The organism is Pseudomonas sp. PB106 (assembly GCF_009764645.1).
Lineage (GTDB): Bacteria > Pseudomonadota > Gammaproteobacteria > Pseudomonadales > Pseudomonadaceae > Aquipseudomonas.
This window is the reverse complement of record NZ_RWIM01000017.1, coordinates 1-18,586: the sequence shown is the minus strand read 5'-3', so window position 1 is coordinate 18,586 and position 18,586 is coordinate 1. Positions and strand designations below refer to the sequence as shown.

At 60.2% G+C, this 18,586-nt stretch carries 13 protein-coding genes; 5 read left to right on the top strand and 8 right to left on the bottom strand.

Translation table 11 applies throughout. The features are described from left to right. Positions 1 to 43: 43 nt before the first annotated feature. From EJA71_RS02905 to EJA71_RS02875, 7 genes are all read right to left on the bottom strand, one after another. Positions 44 to 1,573: a DHA2 family efflux MFS transporter permease subunit gene (locus tag EJA71_RS02905; RefSeq protein WP_158954149.1), complete on the bottom strand. Its 1,530-nt coding sequence runs from the start codon at positions 1,571 to 1,573 to the stop codon at positions 44 to 46. 138 nt (positions 1,574 to 1,711) lie between these two features. Continuing rightward, the gene (locus EJA71_RS02900; RefSeq protein ID WP_158954147.1) at positions 1,712 to 2,914 is read right to left on the bottom strand and encodes an efflux RND transporter periplasmic adaptor subunit; all 1,203 of its coding nucleotides are present in this window, start codon (positions 2,912 to 2,914) and stop codon (positions 1,712 to 1,714) included. Positions 2,915 to 2,928: 14 nt separating this feature from the next. Continuing rightward, complete coding sequence (locus tag EJA71_RS02895) at positions 2,929 to 4,398, bottom strand: efflux transporter outer membrane subunit (protein WP_158954145.1); 1,470 nt, start codon at positions 4,396 to 4,398, stop codon at positions 2,929 to 2,931. Beyond that, a complete protein-coding gene (locus tag EJA71_RS02890) occupies positions 4,388 to 4,870 on the bottom strand; it encodes a MarR family winged helix-turn-helix transcriptional regulator (protein WP_158954143.1) in 483 nt (160 codons plus the stop codon). The genes EJA71_RS02895 and EJA71_RS02890 overlap by 11 nt, the downstream gene beginning before the upstream one ends. Before the next feature lie 262 nt (positions 4,871 to 5,132). After that, on the bottom strand, positions 5,133 to 8,807 hold the full coding sequence (locus tag EJA71_RS02885) for a translocation/assembly module TamB domain-containing protein (protein WP_158954141.1): 3,675 nt from the start codon (positions 8,805 to 8,807) through the stop codon (positions 5,133 to 5,135). After that, positions 8,804 to 10,531 (bottom strand): autotransporter assembly complex family protein, encoded by a 1,728-nt coding sequence (locus EJA71_RS02880; protein WP_158954139.1) that lies wholly within the window; start codon positions 10,529 to 10,531, stop codon positions 8,804 to 8,806. Before EJA71_RS02880 ends, EJA71_RS02885 begins: the two co-directional genes overlap by 4 nt. Before the next feature lie 66 nt (positions 10,532 to 10,597). Beyond that, the gene (locus EJA71_RS02875) at positions 10,598 to 11,248 is read right to left on the bottom strand and encodes an N-acetyltransferase (RefSeq protein WP_158954137.1); all 651 of its coding nucleotides are present in this window, start codon (positions 11,246 to 11,248) and stop codon (positions 10,598 to 10,600) included. Between the two features lie 302 nt (positions 11,249 to 11,550). On the opposite strand from EJA71_RS02875, the gene xthA reads away from it, so the two are divergent. Further along, entirely contained in the window at positions 11,551 to 12,363 is an 813-nt protein-coding gene (gene xthA / locus EJA71_RS02870; RefSeq protein WP_158954135.1) for an exodeoxyribonuclease III, read from the top strand. A gap of 188 nt (positions 12,364 to 12,551) precedes the next feature. Continuing rightward, positions 12,552 to 13,886, top strand: coding sequence for a substrate-binding domain-containing protein (locus EJA71_RS02865; protein WP_158954133.1), 1,335 nt, complete (start codon positions 12,552 to 12,554; stop codon positions 13,884 to 13,886). A gap of 126 nt (positions 13,887 to 14,012) precedes the next feature. Here EJA71_RS02865 and EJA71_RS02860 read toward each other — a convergent pair whose 3' ends face one another. Continuing rightward, complete coding sequence (locus EJA71_RS02860; protein WP_158954132.1) at positions 14,013 to 15,242, bottom strand: acyl-CoA dehydrogenase; 1,230 nt, start codon at positions 15,240 to 15,242, stop codon at positions 14,013 to 14,015. A 185-nt stretch (positions 15,243 to 15,427) separates the two neighbouring features. Here EJA71_RS02860 and EJA71_RS02855 point away from each other — a divergent pair, with 185 nt between their 5' ends. From EJA71_RS02855 to EJA71_RS02845, 3 genes are all read left to right on the top strand, one after another. Next, a complete protein-coding gene (locus EJA71_RS02855) occupies positions 15,428 to 16,363 on the top strand; it encodes a LysR family transcriptional regulator (RefSeq protein WP_158954131.1) in 936 nt (311 codons plus the stop codon). Positions 16,364 to 16,505: 142 nt separating this feature from the next. Continuing rightward, complete coding sequence (locus tag EJA71_RS02850) at positions 16,506 to 16,907, top strand: MerR family DNA-binding transcriptional regulator (RefSeq protein WP_007951507.1); 402 nt, start codon at positions 16,506 to 16,508, stop codon at positions 16,905 to 16,907. Positions 16,908 to 17,057: 150 nt separating this feature from the next. Beyond that, positions 17,058 to 17,957 (top strand): hydroxymethylglutaryl-CoA lyase, encoded by a 900-nt coding sequence (locus EJA71_RS02845; RefSeq protein WP_158954130.1) that lies wholly within the window; start codon positions 17,058 to 17,060, stop codon positions 17,955 to 17,957. Positions 17,958 to 18,586 lie beyond the last annotated feature (629 nt).

Genomic DNA, 18,586 nt, shown 5'->3' with positions numbered 1-18,586 from the left:
CGTTGAGGCATTCCCACGCAGAGCGTGGGAACGTCCTGCGGGATCAGTGACCGCTGGCGGCTGGCCCTGCCTTGGCGGCAAACGGTGGCTTCGCCAGCCACACAATCAGAATCAACCCCATAAAGCCCCAGCCCAGCAGCGTGAAGTAATCCACGGTGGAGAGCATGTACGCCTGGCTCGTCAGGATCTGATCCATCTGCGCATAAGCCGATTGGCTCGCCCCGCCCAAATGATTCAAGGTCTCGCGCGTCGCCGGTTCAAAGGTGCTGATGCTTTCGCTCATGTACGCATGATGCTGATCGGCCCGACGAATCCAGATCCACGTGGTCAACGACGCCGCAAAGCTACCGCCCAACGTCCGCAGGAACGTCGCAAGACCGGCGCCATCGGCGATCTGGTTCGGCGGCAAGTCCGACATCAGGATGCTCAGGGTCGGCATGAAGAACAGCGCCACGCCAATGCCCATGAACAGTTGCACCAGCGCGATGTGCTGGAAGTCCACTTCGTTGGTGAATTCGGCGCGCATGAAGCAGCTCAGGCCAATCGCCAGGAACGCGATCCCGGCGAGTAAACGCAAGTCGAACTTGTGCGCGTACTTGCCGACAAACGGCGACAGCAACACTGGCAGAATGCCGATCGGCGCCACGGCCAGACCGGCCCAGGTCGCGGTGTAGCCCATTTGCGTCTGCAACCACTGCGGCAGGATCAGGTTGATGCCGAAGAACCCGGCGTAGCCCAACACCAGCACAAGCGTACCGATGCGGAAGTTGCGGTAGGCGAACAGGCGCAGATTGACCACCGGATGGCGGTCGGTCATTTCCCAGATCACGAACACCGCCAGCGCGATCACCGAAATCGCCGCGCCGACGATGATGAAGTTCGATTCGAACCAGTCGAGGTCATTGCCCTTGTCGAGGATCACCTGCAAGGCGCCGACGCCAATGATCAGCGTGATCAGACCGACGTAATCCATCGGCTGACGGCTGGTCACCACCGGACGTTTGGCCAGCTGCGAACGCACGACCATCACCGCAAAGATGCCGATCGGCACGTTGATGAAGAAGATCCACGGCCAGCTATAGCTGTCGGTAATCCAGCCGCCGAGAATGGGACCGGCAATCGGCGCGACCACCGTGACCATCGCCAGTAACGCGAGGGCCATGCCTCGCTTGGCGGGCGGATACACCGCAATCAACAGGGTTTGCGTCATCGGGTACAACGGCCCGGCGACCAGACCTTGCAACACGCGGAAACCGATCAGTTCCGGCATCGACGTCGAGATACCGCAGAGAAACGAGGCCAGCACGAACAAAATCGTGGCCCATAAAAACAGCTTCACCTCGCCGAAACGGCGGCTGAGCCAACCGGTCAGCGGCAGCGCAATCGCGTTGCTCACGGCGAACGAGGTGATCACCCAGGTGCCCTGCTCCGAACTCACCCCGAGGTTGCCGGAAATCGTCGGCAGCGCCACGTTGGCGATGGTGGTGTCGAGCACTTGCATGAATGTCGCCAGCGACAGGCCGATGGTGCTGAGCAACAGGCTGGGCGGCGTGAAAGAGGCGTTATTGCTCATTGTGAATCCTATGAAACCTGATAGTCGCCGCAGCCCTGTAGGAGTGAGCCTGCTCGCGATAGCGGTGTGTCAGACCCAATTTCCTAGACTGATACACCGTTATCGCGAGCAGGCTCACTCCTACAAGGTCAGTGCAGGTCAGCGTTGCGCGGTTTTGCTCGCCGCAGCGCTGTTGTCGTGAATCAGCTGCGCAATCATCGCGTCGGCTTCGGCCAGTTGGCGGTCGTAGACGTTGGTGCTGAACGACGCTTTCTGTGGAGGCTGCTGCGCCAATACCGGGCCGCTCTGGTCGTGCAGGTTCACTTCAACATTGGTCGACAGGCCGACACGCAGCGGATGCTTGGCCAGTTCCTCGGCGTTGATGTGAATCCGCACCGGCACACGCTGCACGATCTTGATCCAGTTACCGGTGGCGTTCTGCGCTGGCAGCAGAGCAAACGCGCTACCCGTACCGGCGCCGAGGCTGTCGACGGTGCCGCTGTATTTCACGTCGCTGCCGTAGATGTCGGACTCGATATCGACCGGCTGACCGATGCGCATGTCACGCAGTTGGGTTTCCTTGAAGTTGGCGTCGATCCACAGTTGATCCAGTGGAATCACCGCCATCAACGCTGTGCCCGGTTGCACGCGCTGGCCGAGTTGCACGGTGCGCTTGGCGACGTAGCCAGTGACCGGCGCGATCAAGGTGCTGCGGGCATTGGTCAGGTACGCCTGACGCAGATCGGCGGCGGCCGACATCACGTCCGGATGCGACGACACCACGGTGTCATCGACCAGCGCGCTGGTGGTTTTCAGTTGCTGTTTGGCGTTGGCCAAGGCGTTTTGCGCCGAGGTCAGGTCGTCTCGAGCGTGGGACAGCTCTTCCTGGGAAATCGCCCCGCCCTGCGCCAGGTTTTTCCGGCGGTTGTAGTTGTCCTGGGCTTTCTGCACTTCGGCCTGTTGCGCGTTGACCTGGGCTTTCATGCCGTCAACGTTGCTGTACAAACCGCGCACCTGACGCACGGTGCGTGCCAGTTTCGCCTGAGCGCTTTGCAGACCGACTGCGGCGTCGTTCGGGTCGAAGTTGATCAGCACCTGGCCTTCGTGAACCAGATCACCGTCGTCAGCACCGATGCTGACCACGGTGCCGGTCACCAGCGGGGTGATTTCGACGACGTTACCGTTGACGTAGGCGTCGTCAGTGCTCTCGTTAAAGCGTCCGATGAATTCGTGATACGCCCAGACGCCGGCGCCGGCGAGCAGGACGACAACGGCCAGCACCAACAGCATCACTTTGCGTTTGCGCGGGTTGCCGTTGTCGGGCGTGTTGTCTTGAGCTTGAGTGTTTTCGGCAGTGGCCATGACAAATACCTGAATTAGTTGTGCGACGTGGCTGGGGTGGCGTTGGCTGCGGTCAGGGTCTGCCCCTGAAAGCCGCCGCCCAGCGCTTGCATCAGTTGAATCGACAGGTCGATCTGCTCGGCATTGAGGTTGGCCAACTGACGCTGGGCCTGCAGCAATTGCTGCTCGATGCTGAGCACGTCCAGGTAGTTGCCGATGCCGGAACCGTAACGCTGGACGACGGTGTTGTAAGAATCCTGAGCAATCTCGGTGGCGTGTTGCTGCGCACCGATCTGCCGGCCGATGTCACGCAACTGGTTAATCGTGTCGCTGACATCGCCCAGTGCTTTCACCAGGCTTTTGTTGTACTGCGCCACCGCCAGATCGTAATCGGCATCGCGGGCACCGAGGTTGGCGCGCAGGCGTCCGCCGTCGAAGATCGGCACCGAAATGGTCGGGGCAATGTTGAAGAAGCGACTGGCCGAACCGAACATCGCGTCACCCAACAAGGATTCGGCACCGGCGGAAGCCGACAGGTTCAAGTTCGGATAGAACTGGGTTTTCGCCGAATCAATGTCTTTGCTTGCAGCTTCGACGCGCCAGCGCGCCGCGACCAGATCCGGGCGCCGACCGAGCAGTTCTGCCGGCAGCACCGACGGCACGGCGACAGCGCTGGCCTGCAGGACTTTCGGCCGGGCAATTTCGTTGCCGCGATCCGGGCCTTTGCCAAGCAGCACGGCCAAGGCAATTTTGGCGCTGTTCAGACGTTTTTCCGCGTCGATCAGGCTGGCTTCGGAACTGGCTTCCAGACTCTGGGTTTGCTGGAACTGGTACTGGCTGTCGATCCCGGAGCTCAGACGACGCTGGCTCAGGTCGAGCATTTGCTTGGTGCGCTTGAGGTCGTCGTTGGCCAAGTCATAAACGATGTGCGCCTGACCGAGATCGCTGTAGGCACGGGCGACGTCGGCGGCGAGGGTCAGCTGTGCCGCCTGACGGTCGACTTCAGCGGCGCGGGCCTGACCGAGTGCAGCTTCCCACGCATCACGCTGGCCGCCCCACAGGTCGAAGTTGTAATTGAAACCGGCACTGACATTACGCACGGTGGCATAGGCATCGCCCTGCCCCAGCGGGTCCTGATCCTTGGCCAGGCGCGAACGGCTGATGCCGGCGCTGGCGTCGAGGGTCGGATAGCGCGCGGCATCGGCGGCATAGGCAGCGGCGCTGGCCTGATGGGCGCGGGCTGCAGCGATCTGCATGTCCGGGCTGTCGTGCAGGGCTTCGCGGATCAAGCCGTCGAGTTGCGGATCGCCGAGGCTGGTCCACCAATCGCTTTTCGGCCAAGCGGCCGGCGACAGGATCACGCCGTTGAGGGATTGGCCGGTTTTCAGGCTCGCCGCGTCAAGGTTTTTGCCCTGAGTGTCGAGGCCGCTGTAGTTGGCGCAACCGGCGAGGATCATCGCCGACAGCACCAGGGTCAGGCTGCTGCGCAAGGTTTTAGCGTTCATTGTGCTCACCTAACCGCTGGATCGTGATCGGGTCACCGGCTGCCAGCAGGATTTTCTTGAGGATGTATTCCAGGGTCTTCAACTCGTCCGAAGTGACGGCGCCGGCCAGTTCATTCATTGCATCGGCGCCGATGTGCGGCAGGCGACCGGCCAGTTGCTGGCCTTGTTCAGTCAGTTTCAGTTGCACCTGACGGCGATCGCCTTCGCTGCGTTGGCGAGCCAGAAAACCTTTCTGCTCCAGACGATCAAGCATGCGTGTCATCGAACCGCTGTCGAGCGACAGATGCCGGCACAGTTCGGCCGGGGTATCGACGCCGTACTGGGCCATGATGATCAACACCTTGAACTGCGCGGCAGTGATGCCGTGGGGTTCCATGTGGGTGTCGATGATCCGGTCCTTGAGCAGCGCAGCACGGCCAAGCAACAGGCCGAGATGGCAATGTTTGAATTCGTCCGGGGTGAAATGCTTCATGTGCTCACCTAATAACTGCCTAGGCAGTGAATGTATGTCGAGATGTTACTGCCTAGGCAGCGAATGTCAACGAAATAGTTAGGTTGCTTGGTAATTAGTTGACCAGTGGAGTGGGTTTTTCGCGGCGCACAGGCGGACGCCATCGCTAACAAACCAGCTCCCACAGGGTTCATGCCGTACACAACATTCATGTACACCAGGGAAACCTGTGGGAGCTGGCTTGCCAGCGATGGCAGCGACTCGGTTTAGGAGGAAGCGCGCTCTAGAAATCGCGCTTGTAGAAGATATCCAGCGAACTCGCGACGCCACTCGCCGCCTCGACATACACCTTCTTGCTCAGCTTGTAACGCAGCGCAATGGTGCTGGCCGGTTCAAACACGCCGACGCCATAACGCAAACTGAGCTTCTCGGTAATATTGCCGCTGGCCACCACACTGGTGGCATCGCCGCTGCCTGCGGTGTCGAGCTGGAAGTCCTGAATGCCGAGATCCTTGGCCAGACCGCTGGTGACCCCGGAACTGCCCATCAAGCCCAGACCCAACGCCGCTTGCGCGAGCATGTTGTTGTCTTCGCCGCTGGTACTCAGCGGACGGCCCAGCACCAGATAGGACAAGGCCTGCTCCTGGCTCATCGCCGGTTCGGAGAAGATCTGCGTGGTCGGCTGCTCGGCGCTGCCGCTCAGGCGAATACCGGCGATCACGTCGTCGGTCTGGCGAATCGCTTCGATGTCCAGATACGGCTGATCGATCGGCCCGGCAAACAGCAGGCGCGCACGCCGCACTTGCAGGCGCTGGCCGTAGGCACTGTAGCGGCCATCGTTGAGCCACAGCTCGCCACGGGTGTCCATGTTGTCGCCAATGTGCACATGGCCTTGCACGTTGGCGGTCAGACCGAAACCGGCGAAGGCCAGTTTGTCGTCGCCGACCACCACGTCGATGTCCATTTTCATGGCCATCGGCGGTTTGCCCTCTTCGGTCTGCGCGCCGACGATGATCGTGTCATCGGAGACTTTCACCGTCGATGGCGGCAGTTCGCGCACGGTGATCTCGCCTTTGGGCACCAGCACTTTACCGGCAATTTTCAGCTCATCGCCGGCCATGGAAATCTTCAGATCCGGCGCCACTTCCAGCTTGGCGTACGGTTCAACGGTGACCGGCAATTGCGTGCCCTTGAGCGCCAGATCAACCGCCAGCGCCTGACCCCAAGCGACGTTGCCGTTCAGACTGCCCTGCCCGCTCTTGCCGCTTTTCCAGCCGCCGTCGAGGCGTACCGATTCGCCGGCAATCACAGCGGTGAGTTGCAGATTCTGCAGTTCCATCGGCAACTCGGCACCGGACACTTCGCCGTCGCTGAGTTGCACCGTGCCGTTGACCAGCGGCGCCAGCAATCCACCGGAGATCGTGCCGCTGCCGTTGAGGCGCCCAGTGAGCTTCTCGACCATCGGCACAAACGGCCGCGCCACCGACAGGTCCAGTCCGCTGAGCCGGAACGAGCCGCTCAGCGGTTTGTTCTTCGGCAACGGGTTGAGCTGCGCCTGCACCATCAATTCGCCGAGTTTGCCGCCGACGAAATTGAGTTCGGTGTCGACACGCTTCGGTGTGAGTTTGCTGGTCAGTTTGAGTGTCTGGTAGGGGAAGTCCAGCCACTGATCCTTGTCCTTCATGCGCAAAGTGCCACCGCTGGCGTCGACACTGACCACGCCGTTGGGGCCGCTGGCCGGCAGATCCAGTTGCAGATCGGCGTTGAGCTTACCTTTCCAGGCGAAATCTTTCGGCAGCCATTGCGCCAGGCTTTCGATCGGGAACTGCCTGAGGTGGTAGCGCAGTCTCGGCTCGGGCATCAGTCGCTGATCTTCACCGCACAGGCTGGCGCTGCCGGACATCCAGCAATGCGCGCCGAAGTTGATTTTGCCGTCCGCCAGACGCTCAAGCTTGGCTGGATTCTGCAGTTTCCAGTCTTGGCCACCGGCCTGAATATCGCCGCTGGCCAAGCGCCCGCGCCAGTTGCCCTTGTCCAGATTGCCATCCAGACCCAAGGCGAGTTTCAACTGCGGGCCAATCAGGTCGAGGTTGAGTTTCTGGCTTTTGATATCGCCCTGAGCGCTGGCGGTCAGCGTGCCCAGCGAGGTGTCGCCGGCCTGAATGCCGCTGCCCTTCAGATCGATTTTCGCCCGTTGCGCACTGTCTAGGGTCGCGTCGAGATTGAGGCTTTGCAGACGATTGTCCTGGAACGCCAGTTGCGAGCCTTGCAGACCGAGCTTGCCCTGCGGTGCCTTCAACGTGCCGGCGACGTTGACCTGACCGTTGACCTGCCCGCGCAGTTGCGGCCAGAGCTGCGCCAGTCGCGACAACTTGATGTCGATCTGCCCGGTGAGTTTCTGTTGCAGGCTGCCCTTGCCGCTGATGCTGTTGTCGCCGAGGCGGATTTGCAGGGCATTCAGGTTCCATTGCTCGCCAGCGCCGTCGGCCTTGGCTTGCAGGATGGCCGGTTGCCCGCGCAGTTTGCCTTTGAGGTCGAGATCGGCGGTCAGGCTCAGGCGTTCATTCTTCATTTCGCCTTGGCTTTTCAGCGGCCCGGCCAACGTCCCCGGCAATTCGGCGACCCAGTACGCCGGGTTCAGCGCCGACAGATCCAGCGCGGTATCCCAAGCGATGCCGTCGGCAAACTGTACGTTGACGTGACCTTCAGCCTTGCCCTGCCCGGCTTGCATTTTCAGTTGCGGCAACGCGATCTGTTTAAGGCTGCCGCTGAACGGACTGCTCAGGGTAAACGCCCCGGCCGGACCATCCAGTGCGGCGTCGAAGTTACCGAGGTATTGACCGTCGGTGTAGGAGACTTCGCCAGTGAAGGTGCGTAAGGCGACCTGCGGCTCGTCGATTTCGTTATAGAGTCGATGCCACGGAAAGTCCTGCCAATTGATGTTGGCTTGCGCGCTGAGGCCTTTGCTCCAATCGACGCTGCCAGTGAGTTTGAGGCTTTGTTTATCGTTGGCGGTCAGATCAAGACCAGCGATCTGCGCGCCGCTGGCGTCGACCTTGCCTTTGAGCAGCAGCGCCACCGGGCCTTTATCGGCGGGCAGCGTGGCATTGCCGTTGAGCTGGTAACCGTTTTTCAGATCGCCTTCAGCGGTCAGCACCAGTTGATTGAGTTGCAGGGTGTCCGGCAGATCGGCGCTTGGTTTGAACGCCTCGGACGTAATGCGCACCTTGGCCGGCAGATTTTCCGCCAACGGTTGCAGCTCGCCGCTCAACTGGCCGTCGAGGTAACCCCGGCTGTCGGCGTGCAGGTTGAGGGTTTTCAACAGATCACCGTCGACCTTCAACGCCAGCGTCCACGGATCGGTGCCCAGCGATGGCAACGTCAGATTACCGGCCATGTTCAGCGGCCAGTTGCCGGTTGGTGCGAGGGTGCCGGACAGGTTCAGGCTGAGGTCGCCGCGCTGCAATTTCACGCTGTCGATTTGCATGCCTTGGGCAGTCCAGTGCGCCGCCAGTTGCAAGCCCTTGAGCTGCTCGCTGCCGTTGAACAACAGGCTGCCGACCTGCACGTCGCCCAATTCGATGGCCACGGGCAATTGCAGATCCGGCAGTTTGATCGGGCCACTCTCGGTGGTTTCTTCACTCGGCGGGAATTGCAGGATAACTTGATCAGCCTTGAGCTGTTCGATGCACAGGGTCATGCGCGTCAGGCACAGCGGCGACCAGGCGAAAATCGCCTTGTTCAGTTCGACGCGACTGCTGTCCTGCTGCCACAGCAGATGATCGGCGCTCCATTGTCCGCCGAGGCGACCCTGGAAATTCTCCACCGTCAGCCCCGGCACGAGGCCCAGCACCCAACGGCTGCCAGCCGCCGTGCCGAGTACGGCGGTGACGCTCAAAACAATCAACAACACCAGCGCCAACAGCGCCAGTGCTGTAATTTTCAAACCACGCTTCACAGCTCAGGCCCCATGGAAAAGTGCAGCCGGATGCCGCCATCGTCATCGAGTGCGTGGGCCAGGTCGAGGCGGATCGGCCCCACCGGCGAGACCCAGCGCACACCAATACCGACCCCGGTCTTGAGGTTCGGCAGTTCGAGCTTATTGAAGGAGTTACCCTGATCGACGAAAGTCGCCACGCGCCATTTCTCGGCAATCGAATATTGATACTCGACGCTGCCGGCGACCATGTAGCGGCCTCCGATGCGGTCGCCGTCGGAGTTTTTCGGCGACAGGCTCTGGTAGTCATAACCGCGTACGCTCTGATCGCCACCGGCGAAGAAGCGCAGCGACGGCGGCACCGAGTTGTAGCCGTTGGTGGCGCTGCCGCCGACCTGCACGCGACCGAGGAAGCGGTGCTTGTCGAACACCGTGGTCAGGCCTTTGACCAGCGCGGTGCCATATAAAAGGTTGTTGTCCGAGCCGAGGCCTTCTTTTGCGACTTTGCTTTCGAAGCTCAGGCGATAGCCGTTGTGCGGGTCGATGCGGTTGTCGCTTTTCAGGTACGAATAACTGATGCCCGGCATCAGCAAGGTACTCAGGCCCGAATCGTCGCCGAGTTCATATTCCTCGCGCTGCCATTTCAGCGAGATCACCCGCTGCCAGCCGCTCGGCAACTTGCTGTGCCATTCCGGGCCGAAGGTCAGCAATTTGCTGAGCGTGTCGGAGTCGTCGATGTCTTCGAATTGATAACCGCCGGCCCAGCGCAGTTTGTCGGTCAGTGGCGGGTCGAGCGGGATGTCGTAGAACAGCCCGACGTTTTGCCGTGGCGCCGAGAGTTCGGCTTCCCAGCCATAACTGTCGCCCTGCGGGTTGACCCAGTGACGCGTCCAGTTGGCCTTGATCCGTGGGCCGACGTCGGTCGAGTAGCCGAGGCCCAAGCCCATGGTCCGTGGTTTGCGCGTGTCGAGTTTGACGTCCACCGGGATTACGTCGTTTTTCGCGGCAGTCGGCGCCGCGTCGACACGCACGCCTTCGAAATAGCCGCTTGATTGCAGATCGCGATTGAGTTCGGCGATCAGCTCGGAGTCGTACGGCTCGCCTTCCTTGAACGGCACCATGCGTTGCAGCAGGTCTTCGTCGAACGGTGTGTCGCCCTCGAAACTGACTTTGCCCAGCGCATAACGCGGGCCGCTGTCGTAGATCAATTCAATGTCGGCCACCCCGGCGCGCGGGTCGACCAAGAGTTTCTGGCTGGTGAAATGGCCACTGAAGAAGCCGAAGCGCGAGGCCTGATTCTGAATCAGGCGTTTGGCGTCTTCGTAACGGCCATGGTTGAGCACCGCGCCGGACTTGAGCACGTCGCTTTTCGGTACACGAAAGGATTTGAGGGAAGCCGCCGGGCCGTCAACTCGAATGGTCACGTTGCGCAGGCGAATCGGCTCGCCTGGATCGATTTTCAACACCAGGCGCGGTTTGTCGCCGCCCTTGACGTCACTTTCGATCTGCGGCTGGTAATAACCCAAGGCCTGGGCCGCTTTGCGCGCCTGCTCTTCGGCGCCACGACTGAAGCGCAGCAAGGCGTCTTCGTCGCGATCGCCGAGGCTGCCGATATAGCCCTCTATATTGGCCTTCAGTTCATCGTTGGACGGTTTGATCCGTACGTCCAATTCACTTTGCGCCAGCGCCGCGCAGCTGGTTAACAGCAGGAGCACGCCACTGGTAAATCTTCCTGGAAACTTCATAGGCGCGGATGCTATCACGGGCTTGGGAGCGTGATAGAACAGGAAATTTCCCCAGAAGTTCGATTGTTATGCTGTTGCAGTTTGTAACACCTGCGGATTGGCGTGGAAAAATACGTGTTCACGCACCGGGCCGACGGCAACCTCGCCGATCTCCTCGTAACCCTGCCTTTTATAGAATTCCAGATAACGCGGATTACCGGTGTCGAGCACCACGCCTTGCGAGGTTTCGTCGACTGCGCACCAGTTGTGCACGGCAGTCAGCAGTTGCTCACCGAAGTGCTTGCCCTGGAACTGCGGATGAATCCCCAACAGCGGCAACATGTGCACCGAATCGCTGGGCACGCAGGCGGCGACCGCATCGTGGTATTCCAGATAGCGGCGGGTGCAGCGGAAACCGGTGCTGAGCACCATGCGCAATCGCCACGCCCAACTTTCGGTGACGCCCAAGCGCCGTTGCGGCGGCGCGATCAGGGCGATACCGATCAGACGGTCGTTGACCAGCAGGCCGATGGCCGGCAGATCCTGCAGAAAGTGTTGCTTGACCAGTTCCCGCACCGTCGCCCGCACGCGCTGCTCATAGCCGGGGCGCTCGGCTTCGAACAGGTAGCCAAAAGTCGGCTCATGGCGATAGGCCTGATACAGCAGCGAGCGGGCTTCGCGCGAGTAGCCGCGGTCGAGCATATGAATGTCGGCGATGGCGGTCTGGGTTTCAGGCATGACGGTGATTCTCCCCGGGGCGCGTTCAAATGGCGGCGCTCTTGTTGGTACGAACCTTTTGCGGGTGGCGTGGTTCCCCACAGGTATAGACCAAGCTTGGATCTTCATCGACCGGGCGGGCCTCATCGCTGGCAAGCCAGCTCCCACAGGACTTGTGTGCAACTCGAACATTGTGGGAGCTGGCTTGCCAGCGATAGGGCCCGTCGGGGCTACAAAAATCCCACAGACCAAAATGATTTCTCCCACACTGGCCCATCTCCCCCATGTCAGCTAGCATCGCCCTTTTGCCAGGACTGCCAACCATGAAGATCGTTTCCTTCAACATCAACGGACTGCGCGCCCGTCCGCATCAGCTGGCAGCGCTGATCGAAAAACACCAGCCCGACGTCATCGGTCTGCAGGAAACCAAAGTCCACGACGACCAATTCCCGCTCGAAGAAGTCCGCGCCCTCGGCTACCACGTGTACTTCCATGGCCAGAAAGGTCACTACGGCGTGGCCATGCTCTCGCGTCAGGAACCGATCGCCATTCACAAAGGTTTCGCCACCGATGAAGAAGACGCCCAGCGGCGCTTTATCTGGGGCAGCTTCGCCGACGCCAATGGCGTGCCGGTGACGATCATGAACGGCTATTTCCCACAGGGCGAAAGCCGCGACCACCCGACCAAATTCCCGGCCAAACAGCGTTTCTACAGTGATCTGCAAGCGCTGCTGGAAAGCCAGTTCAATAACGAGCAGCCGCTGGTGGTGATGGGCGACGTGAACATTTCCCCGGAAGACTGCGACATCGGCATCGGCCCGGACAACATGAAACGCTGGCTGAAAACCGGTAAATGCAGCTTCCTGCCGGAAGAACGCGAGTGGATGGCACGCCTGAAAAACTGGGGCCTGACGGACAGCTATCGCCACCTCAACCCGGACGTGAGCGACATGTTCAGCTGGTTCGACTACCGCAGCCGTGGCTTTGAAGACGAGCCAAAGCGCGGGCTGCGGATTGACGTGATTCTGGCCTCCCATGGTTTGCTGCCACGGGTAAAGGCCGCCGGTGTGGACTATGAATTGCGCGGGATGGAGAAACCGTCCGACCACGCGCCGATCTGGCTTGAACTCAGCTGATCTCAAGCCTTAAACAATCCCTGTAGGAGTGAGCCTGCTCGCGATAGCGGTGAATCAGTCGACATAAATGTTGACCGGTACACCGCCATCGCGAGCAGGCTCACTCCTACATTCAATCGCTGTCATCTTTCGGTCATGCGCCTGACTTAATCTCCCCGGCAATCCCCTTGGCTTGATTCGGTGCCGGCATGACCCTGCGTGTTCTGTGCGTATTTCTCTTGAGTGCGTGGCTGACGGTGTCTGCCGCCGGTTTGCCGGTGCCGGACGACGGCCCGGCGCTGCGCATTCAAGGCTCCAACACCATCGGCGCCGAACTCGGCCCGGCGCTGGTGGAAGGTTTGCTGCAAGAACAAGGCCTGCTGAAAATCCACCGCGAAACCCCGGACACCGCCAACGAACAGCGCATTGTCGGCCAGTCCGCGCAAGGCAAACGCGTGGTCATCGAAGTCGCCGCCCACGGTTCCAGCACCGGGTTTACCGCGCTGAAAAACGCCAGCGCTGATCTGGCTGCCTCTTCCCGCGAAATAAAGGACAGCGAGTTACTCAGCCTGCAAGCGCTGGGCGACCTGAAAACTCCTGCCGCCGAACAGGTGATTGCCATCGATGGCCTGGCGATCATCCTGCACCCTGAAAATCCGCTGCAGCAACTGGACACCGAGCAACTGGCGCGGATCTTCGCCGGCGAAGTCAAAACCTGGGAAGACCTCGGCGGGCGTGGCGGTGCGATTCATTTATATGCGCGGGATGATCAGTCCGGCACGTACGACACGTTTAAGGAACTGGTCCTCGTTCATCGTGGGAAAACTCTGAGCAGTGCTGCGAAAAGGTTTGAGTCCAGCGAGCAATTGTCCGACGCCGTCAGCAGCGATCCGCAGGGTATTGGCTTCATCGGCTTACCGTATGTGCGTCAGGCCAAAGCCGTGGCCATTGCCGATGGGGCTTCGCTGTCCATGCTGCCGCTCACCAGCCTGATCGCCACTGAAGATTATCCATTGTCGCGGCGGCTGTTCTTTTATCTGCCGCCCGACAGTACAAACCCGTGGGCCAAGGCACTCGTGACATTTGCGCAGAGCCGTCAGGGCCAGGCGATTGTCGCGGCCAACGGGTTTGTCAGCCAGAGCGTGCACGCGATGAACGTCGCGCCGAATGCGCTGATGCCCGAGGGGTATCAATCCCTCAGCCGTCACGCCCAACGTCTGACAGTGAACTTCCGTTTCGAGGAAGGCAGCGCCAACCTGGACAACAAGGCGCGTCAGGATCTGGCGCGGGTGCTCGACTATATAAAGAGGCATGACAAGCGCGAGCGCGCGGTGACACTGGTGGGGTTTGGTGACGCCAAGGACGACCCGGCTCGGGCGGATTTGCTGTCGAAGCTGCGGGCGATGGCGGTGCGGCGGGAGTTGGTGAAGAACGGCGTGGTGTTGCGCGAGGTTCGAGGGTTTGGCGCGTTGATGCCGGTGGCGGCGAACAATGCGGATGAGGGGCGGATCAAGAATCGCCGGGTTGAGGTTTGGGTGTATTGATATCACCGGATCGTTCCCACGCTCCGCGTGGGAACGCCGCCATGGACGCTCCGCGTCCACTGTGACGCAGAGCGTCAAGGGATGCATTCCCACGCAGAGCGTGGGAACGATCAACGCGGTGCCGGATCAGCGCTCACTACGCAGCATCTCCTTCGGCACATATTTGCCGATCTCGAACTTGCCGATCGCCGCGCGGTGTACTTCGTCCGGGCCGTCGGCCAGGCGCAAGGTACGTTGCATCGCGTACATATAGGCCAGCGGGAAATCGTTGGACACCCCTGCCCCACCATGCATCTGGATCGCCCGGTCGATCACGCGCAGCGCGACGTTAGGCGCAACCACTTTGATCTGTGCGATTTCGCTTTTCGCCACTTTGTTGCCGACGGTGTCCATCATGTACGCCGCTTTCAGCGTCAGCAGACGGGCCATGTCGATCTCCATCCGCGAGTCGGCGATCTTGTCGACGTTACCGCCCAGACGCGCCAGCGGTTTGCCGAATGCCGTGCGGCTCACCGAACGTTTGCACATCAATTCCAGCGCACGCTCGGCCATGCCGATCGAACGCATGCAGTGGTGAATGCGGCCTGGGCCGAGACGCCCCTGAGCGATTTCAAAGCCGCGTCCTTCACCGAGCAGGACGTTTTCGTACGGCACACGCACGTTGTCGAACAGCACTTCGGCGTGACCGTGCGGTGCATCGTCGTAACCAAACACCGGCAGCGGACGGACGATTTTCACGCCAGGGGTATCGACCGGCACGAGGATCATCGAGTGCTGAGCGTGGCGCGGTGCGTCAGGATTGCTCAGGCCCATGAAGATGAGGATCTTGCAGCGCGGATCGCAGGCGCCGGAGGTCCACCATTTCTTGCCGTTGATCACCCACTCGTCGCCATCACGCACCGCACGGGCGGCCATGTTGGTGGCGTCTGAGGAAGCCACGTCCGGTTCGGTCATGGCGAACGCCGAGCGGATTTCGCCGCGCAGCAGTGGTTCGAGCCAGCGCTGTTTTTGTTCTTCGTTGGCGTAGCGCACCAGCACTTCCATGTTGCCGGTGTCCGGCGCCGAGCAGTTGAACGGCTCAGGCCCGAGCAAGGAGCGGCCCATGATTTCTGCCAATGGCGCGTATTCGAGGTTGCTCAGGCCGGCGCCCAGTTCCGACTCCGGCAGGAACAGATTCCACAACCCTTCGGCTTTGGCCTTGGCTTTGAGCTCTTCCATGATCGCCGTCGGCTGCCAGCGATCGCCTTCGGCAACCTGACGCTCGAACACGGCTTCGGCCGGATAAACGTAAGTGTCCATGAACGCGGTCACGCGCTCACGCAGTTCTTGCACCTTGGGCGAATAAGCGAAATCCATGAGCAGCTCCCGATGGTTAAGGCAGTTCTTTGGCAGAGGTTGTTTCAGTCATGCAATCGATGCTAGAACAGCGTCGATAATTTACCTAGCCTATTCTCGGCGTGTATAAACATTCATCACCGATATATGATCGGCTGATTGCCAGCCCCTAAAACACCGCCCTAAATAACAAGAGAAGCCGCGTTATGAATCTGAGTAAGGTCGACCTCAACCTTTTCATCGTCTTCGACGCGATCTACACCGAAGCCAACCTGACCCGTGCCGGGCAGATTGTCGGCATCACTCAGCCAGCGGTGTCCAACGCCCTCGCGCGGTTGCGCGAAACCTTCAACGATCCGTTGTTCGTGCGTACCGCTCAGGGCATGGTGCCGACGCCGATGGCACAAAACATCATCGGCCCGGTGCGTAACGCGCTGTCGCTGCTGCGCGTGTCGGTTCAGGAAAGCCGCATATTCAACCCGGCGCAAGCGGTGAAGACTTACCGCATCAGCATGACCGACCTCACTGAAGCGGTGATTCTGCCGCCGCTGTTCCAGCGTCTGCGCCGCCTGGCGCCGACGGTGATCATCGAAAGTTTCCTGTCCAAACGCCGCGAGACCACGAAAGAGCTGGCCGCCGGGCGTCTGGATTTTGCTGTGGATGCGCCGCTCAACACCGACCCGCAGGTGCGTCACGTCAAACTGATGGAAGACCGTTACGTCTGCGCGATGCGCAGGGGCCATCCGATGGCGGGCAAGGAAAAACTGTCGCTCGATGATTATCTGTCGCTGACCCACATCCACATTTCCAGCCGCCGCAGTGGTCTGGGTTATGTCGATCTGGCGCTGGGCAAAATGGGCATTCAGCGCAAGATCGCCCTGCGTTCGCAGCACTATCTGATGGCATCGCAGGTGATGCAGCAGACCGACATGGTCATGACCGTGCCGGAGCGTTTTGCCCGTCGGCATGAGCTGCAGGCGTTTAATCTGCCGGTGAATGATGTGCCACCGGTGGAGACGCACCTGTACTGGCACGAAAGCACCGACCAGGATCCGGCGAACCGCTGGATGCGCGAGCAGATGATCGAGTTGTGCCAGCAGGTAACGGCGCAGGAGAAGAAGCTGGATAAGCAGGTGGTTTGAGGAAAGATCAAAAGATCGCAGCCTGCGGCAGCTCCTACATAGATTGGTGTAGGAGCTGCCGAGGGCTGCGATCTTTTTCTTGCTTGACGTAAACGTCAACTCGCCATTAGCTTAGCGCCAAGACCTTTCTCCGAGCGCTTCCATGAGCAGCCAGACTTACAGCATCTCCGACCTCGCCCGCGAGCTGGACATCACCACCCGGGCGATCCGCTTTTATGAAGAGCAAGGCCTGCTCAGCCCTGAGCGCCGTGGCCAGGAACGCATCTATTCGCCGCGCGACAAGGTCAGCCTGAAGCTGATCCTGCGTGGCAAACGCATCGGCTTCTCCCTGGCTGAATGCCGCGAACTGATCGAGCTCTACGACCCGTCCAGCGGTAACACCAAACAGCTCAACAGCATGCTGGCGAAAATCAGCGAACGCCGCGAACAGCTTGAGCAGCAGTTGCTCGATATCGAACAGATGAAGCTGGAGCTTGATACCGCCGAGGAGCGCTGCGTGCAGGCGCTTGAACAAACCCTCAAGAGCCAGCAAGTAGCGCAGTAATTCGACACGACTCCTCCCCTGTGGGAGCGGGCTTGCCCGCGATGAGGCCGGAACATCCAGCATTGATGTTGACTGACCCAACGCCATCGCGGGCAAGCCCGCTCCCACACGGGCCCCTCATATCACTCAGAAAATTGAGCAGGTCAGCCTATGTCCCTCCCCACCCAAGTACGCCTGATCGAAGTCGGCCCGCGCGATGGCCTGCAGAACGAAGCCCAGCCGATCACCGTTGCCGACAAGGTGCAACTGGTCGACGCCCTCAGCGCCGCAGGCCTTGGCTATATAGAAGTCGGCAGTTTCGTCTCGCCCAAATGGGTGCCGCAGATGGCCGGTTCCGCCGAGGTGTTCGCGCAGATCCAGCGCAAACCTGGCGTGACCTACGGCGCACTGGCGCCGAACCTGCGCGGGTTCGAAGACGCCATCGCCGCCGGGGTCAAGGAAGTCGCGGTGTTCGCCGCTGCGTCCGAAGCGTTCTCGCAGCGCAACATCAACTGTTCGATCAGCGAGAGCCTGGCGCGGTTTGCGCCGATCATGGAAGCGGCGCAACAGCACGGCGTTACCGTGCGCGGTTACGTGTCCTGTGTGCTCGGTTGCCCGTACGAAGGCACGGTCGCGCCGGAGCAAGTGGCGATGGTCGCGCGCGAGTTGTATGCGATGGGCTGCTACGAAGTGTCGTTGGGCGACACCATCGGTACCGGCACTGCTGGCGCGACTCGCCGTTTGTTTGAAGTAGTGTCGGCGCAGGTCCCGCGCGAAAAACTCGCCGGGCATTTCCACGACACCTACGGCCAGGCCATGGCCAACATCTACGCTAGCCTGCTCGAAGGCATTTCGGTGTTCGACAGCTCTATCGCGGGCCTCGGCGGCTGCCCTTACGCCAAAGGCGCGAGCGGTAACGTTGCGACCGAAGACGTGGTGTACCTGCTCAACGGCCTCGGTATCGAGACTGGAATCGACCTGGACGCCTTGATTGCCGCGGGTCAGCAGATCAGCGCCGTGCTCGGTCGTCCGAGTGGTTCGCGTGTGGCCAAGGCGCGTAGCGCGCAGTGAGGGGCAAAGGTGTTACCGCTGAGTCTGGAATGTGGGGCTGAAGCGAGTAACACGGAAACAAATTGTCTGGTTTCGCCCGACAGAAAAATCCTACAAAATCATAAATCATTGATTTATAAGCTTTTTTAAAAGTTGGCACGCGTAATGCTATCTCTATGGCATAACAAGAATAAAAAGCAGCAAACCAATAAAAATAAGACGTACCGACTCTGACATAACAAAAACAACACGGCAGAGACGCAGCTAACAGATTTTTTTGGAGAAGGTGTGCTTTTCAGGGTGCTCTCAGGAGTGACCCGCAACCGGGCAGAGAACAATAAAACTACCCTCAGGTAGCTCCCGAATCGGTTGGATCGCTTAGCGAGAAAGTAGATCAGCGCTCAAAAAAATACGTTTGCTCTTGACCCCGGATGGGGGTCGCCAAAAACAGCGGTAAAGGGCCACGGTTGCCAAAAACAACAACAGACCGACCCTCAATAATAAAAAAGAGCACGCGACGACAAAATTAAAGGGGAGCCTCGGCTCCCCTTTGTGCTTTCCGGGATTCCCGAAAACCATACAAAACCCTGTGGGAGCTGGCTTGCCAGCGATTGCGGTGGATCATCCAACATAGATGCTGCCTGACCTGA

Bases quoted from the DNA above. Each gene is read 5' to 3' on its own strand.
- EJA71_RS02905 (WP_158954149.1), bottom strand. From the start codon at position 1,573: ATGAGCAATAACGCCTCTTTCACGCCGCCCAGCCTGTTGCTCAGCACC.
- EJA71_RS02900 (WP_158954147.1), bottom strand. From the start codon at position 2,914: ATGGCCACTGCCGAAAACACTCAAGCTCAAGACAACACGCCCGACAAC.
- EJA71_RS02895 (WP_158954145.1), bottom strand. From the start codon at position 4,398: ATGAACGCTAAAACCTTGCGCAGCAGCCTGACCCTGGTGCTGTCGGCG.
- EJA71_RS02890 (WP_158954143.1), bottom strand. From the start codon at position 4,870: ATGAAGCATTTCACCCCGGACGAATTCAAACATTGCCATCTCGGCCTG.
- EJA71_RS02880 (WP_158954139.1), bottom strand. From the start codon at position 10,531: ATGAAGTTTCCAGGAAGATTTACCAGTGGCGTGCTCCTGCTGTTAACC.
- EJA71_RS02875 (WP_158954137.1), bottom strand. From the start codon at position 11,248: ATGCCTGAAACCCAGACCGCCATCGCCGACATTCATATGCTCGACCGC.
- xthA (WP_158954135.1), top strand. From the start codon at position 11,551: ATGAAGATCGTTTCCTTCAACATCAACGGACTGCGCGCCCGTCCGCAT.
- EJA71_RS02865 (WP_158954133.1), top strand. From the start codon at position 12,552: ATGACCCTGCGTGTTCTGTGCGTATTTCTCTTGAGTGCGTGGCTGACG.
- EJA71_RS02860 (WP_158954132.1), bottom strand. From the start codon at position 15,242: ATGGATTTCGCTTATTCGCCCAAGGTGCAAGAACTGCGTGAGCGCGTG.
- EJA71_RS02855 (WP_158954131.1), top strand. From the start codon at position 15,428: ATGAATCTGAGTAAGGTCGACCTCAACCTTTTCATCGTCTTCGACGCG.
- EJA71_RS02850 (WP_007951507.1), top strand. From the start codon at position 16,506: ATGAGCAGCCAGACTTACAGCATCTCCGACCTCGCCCGCGAGCTGGAC.
- EJA71_RS02845 (WP_158954130.1), top strand. From the start codon at position 17,058: ATGTCCCTCCCCACCCAAGTACGCCTGATCGAAGTCGGCCCGCGCGAT.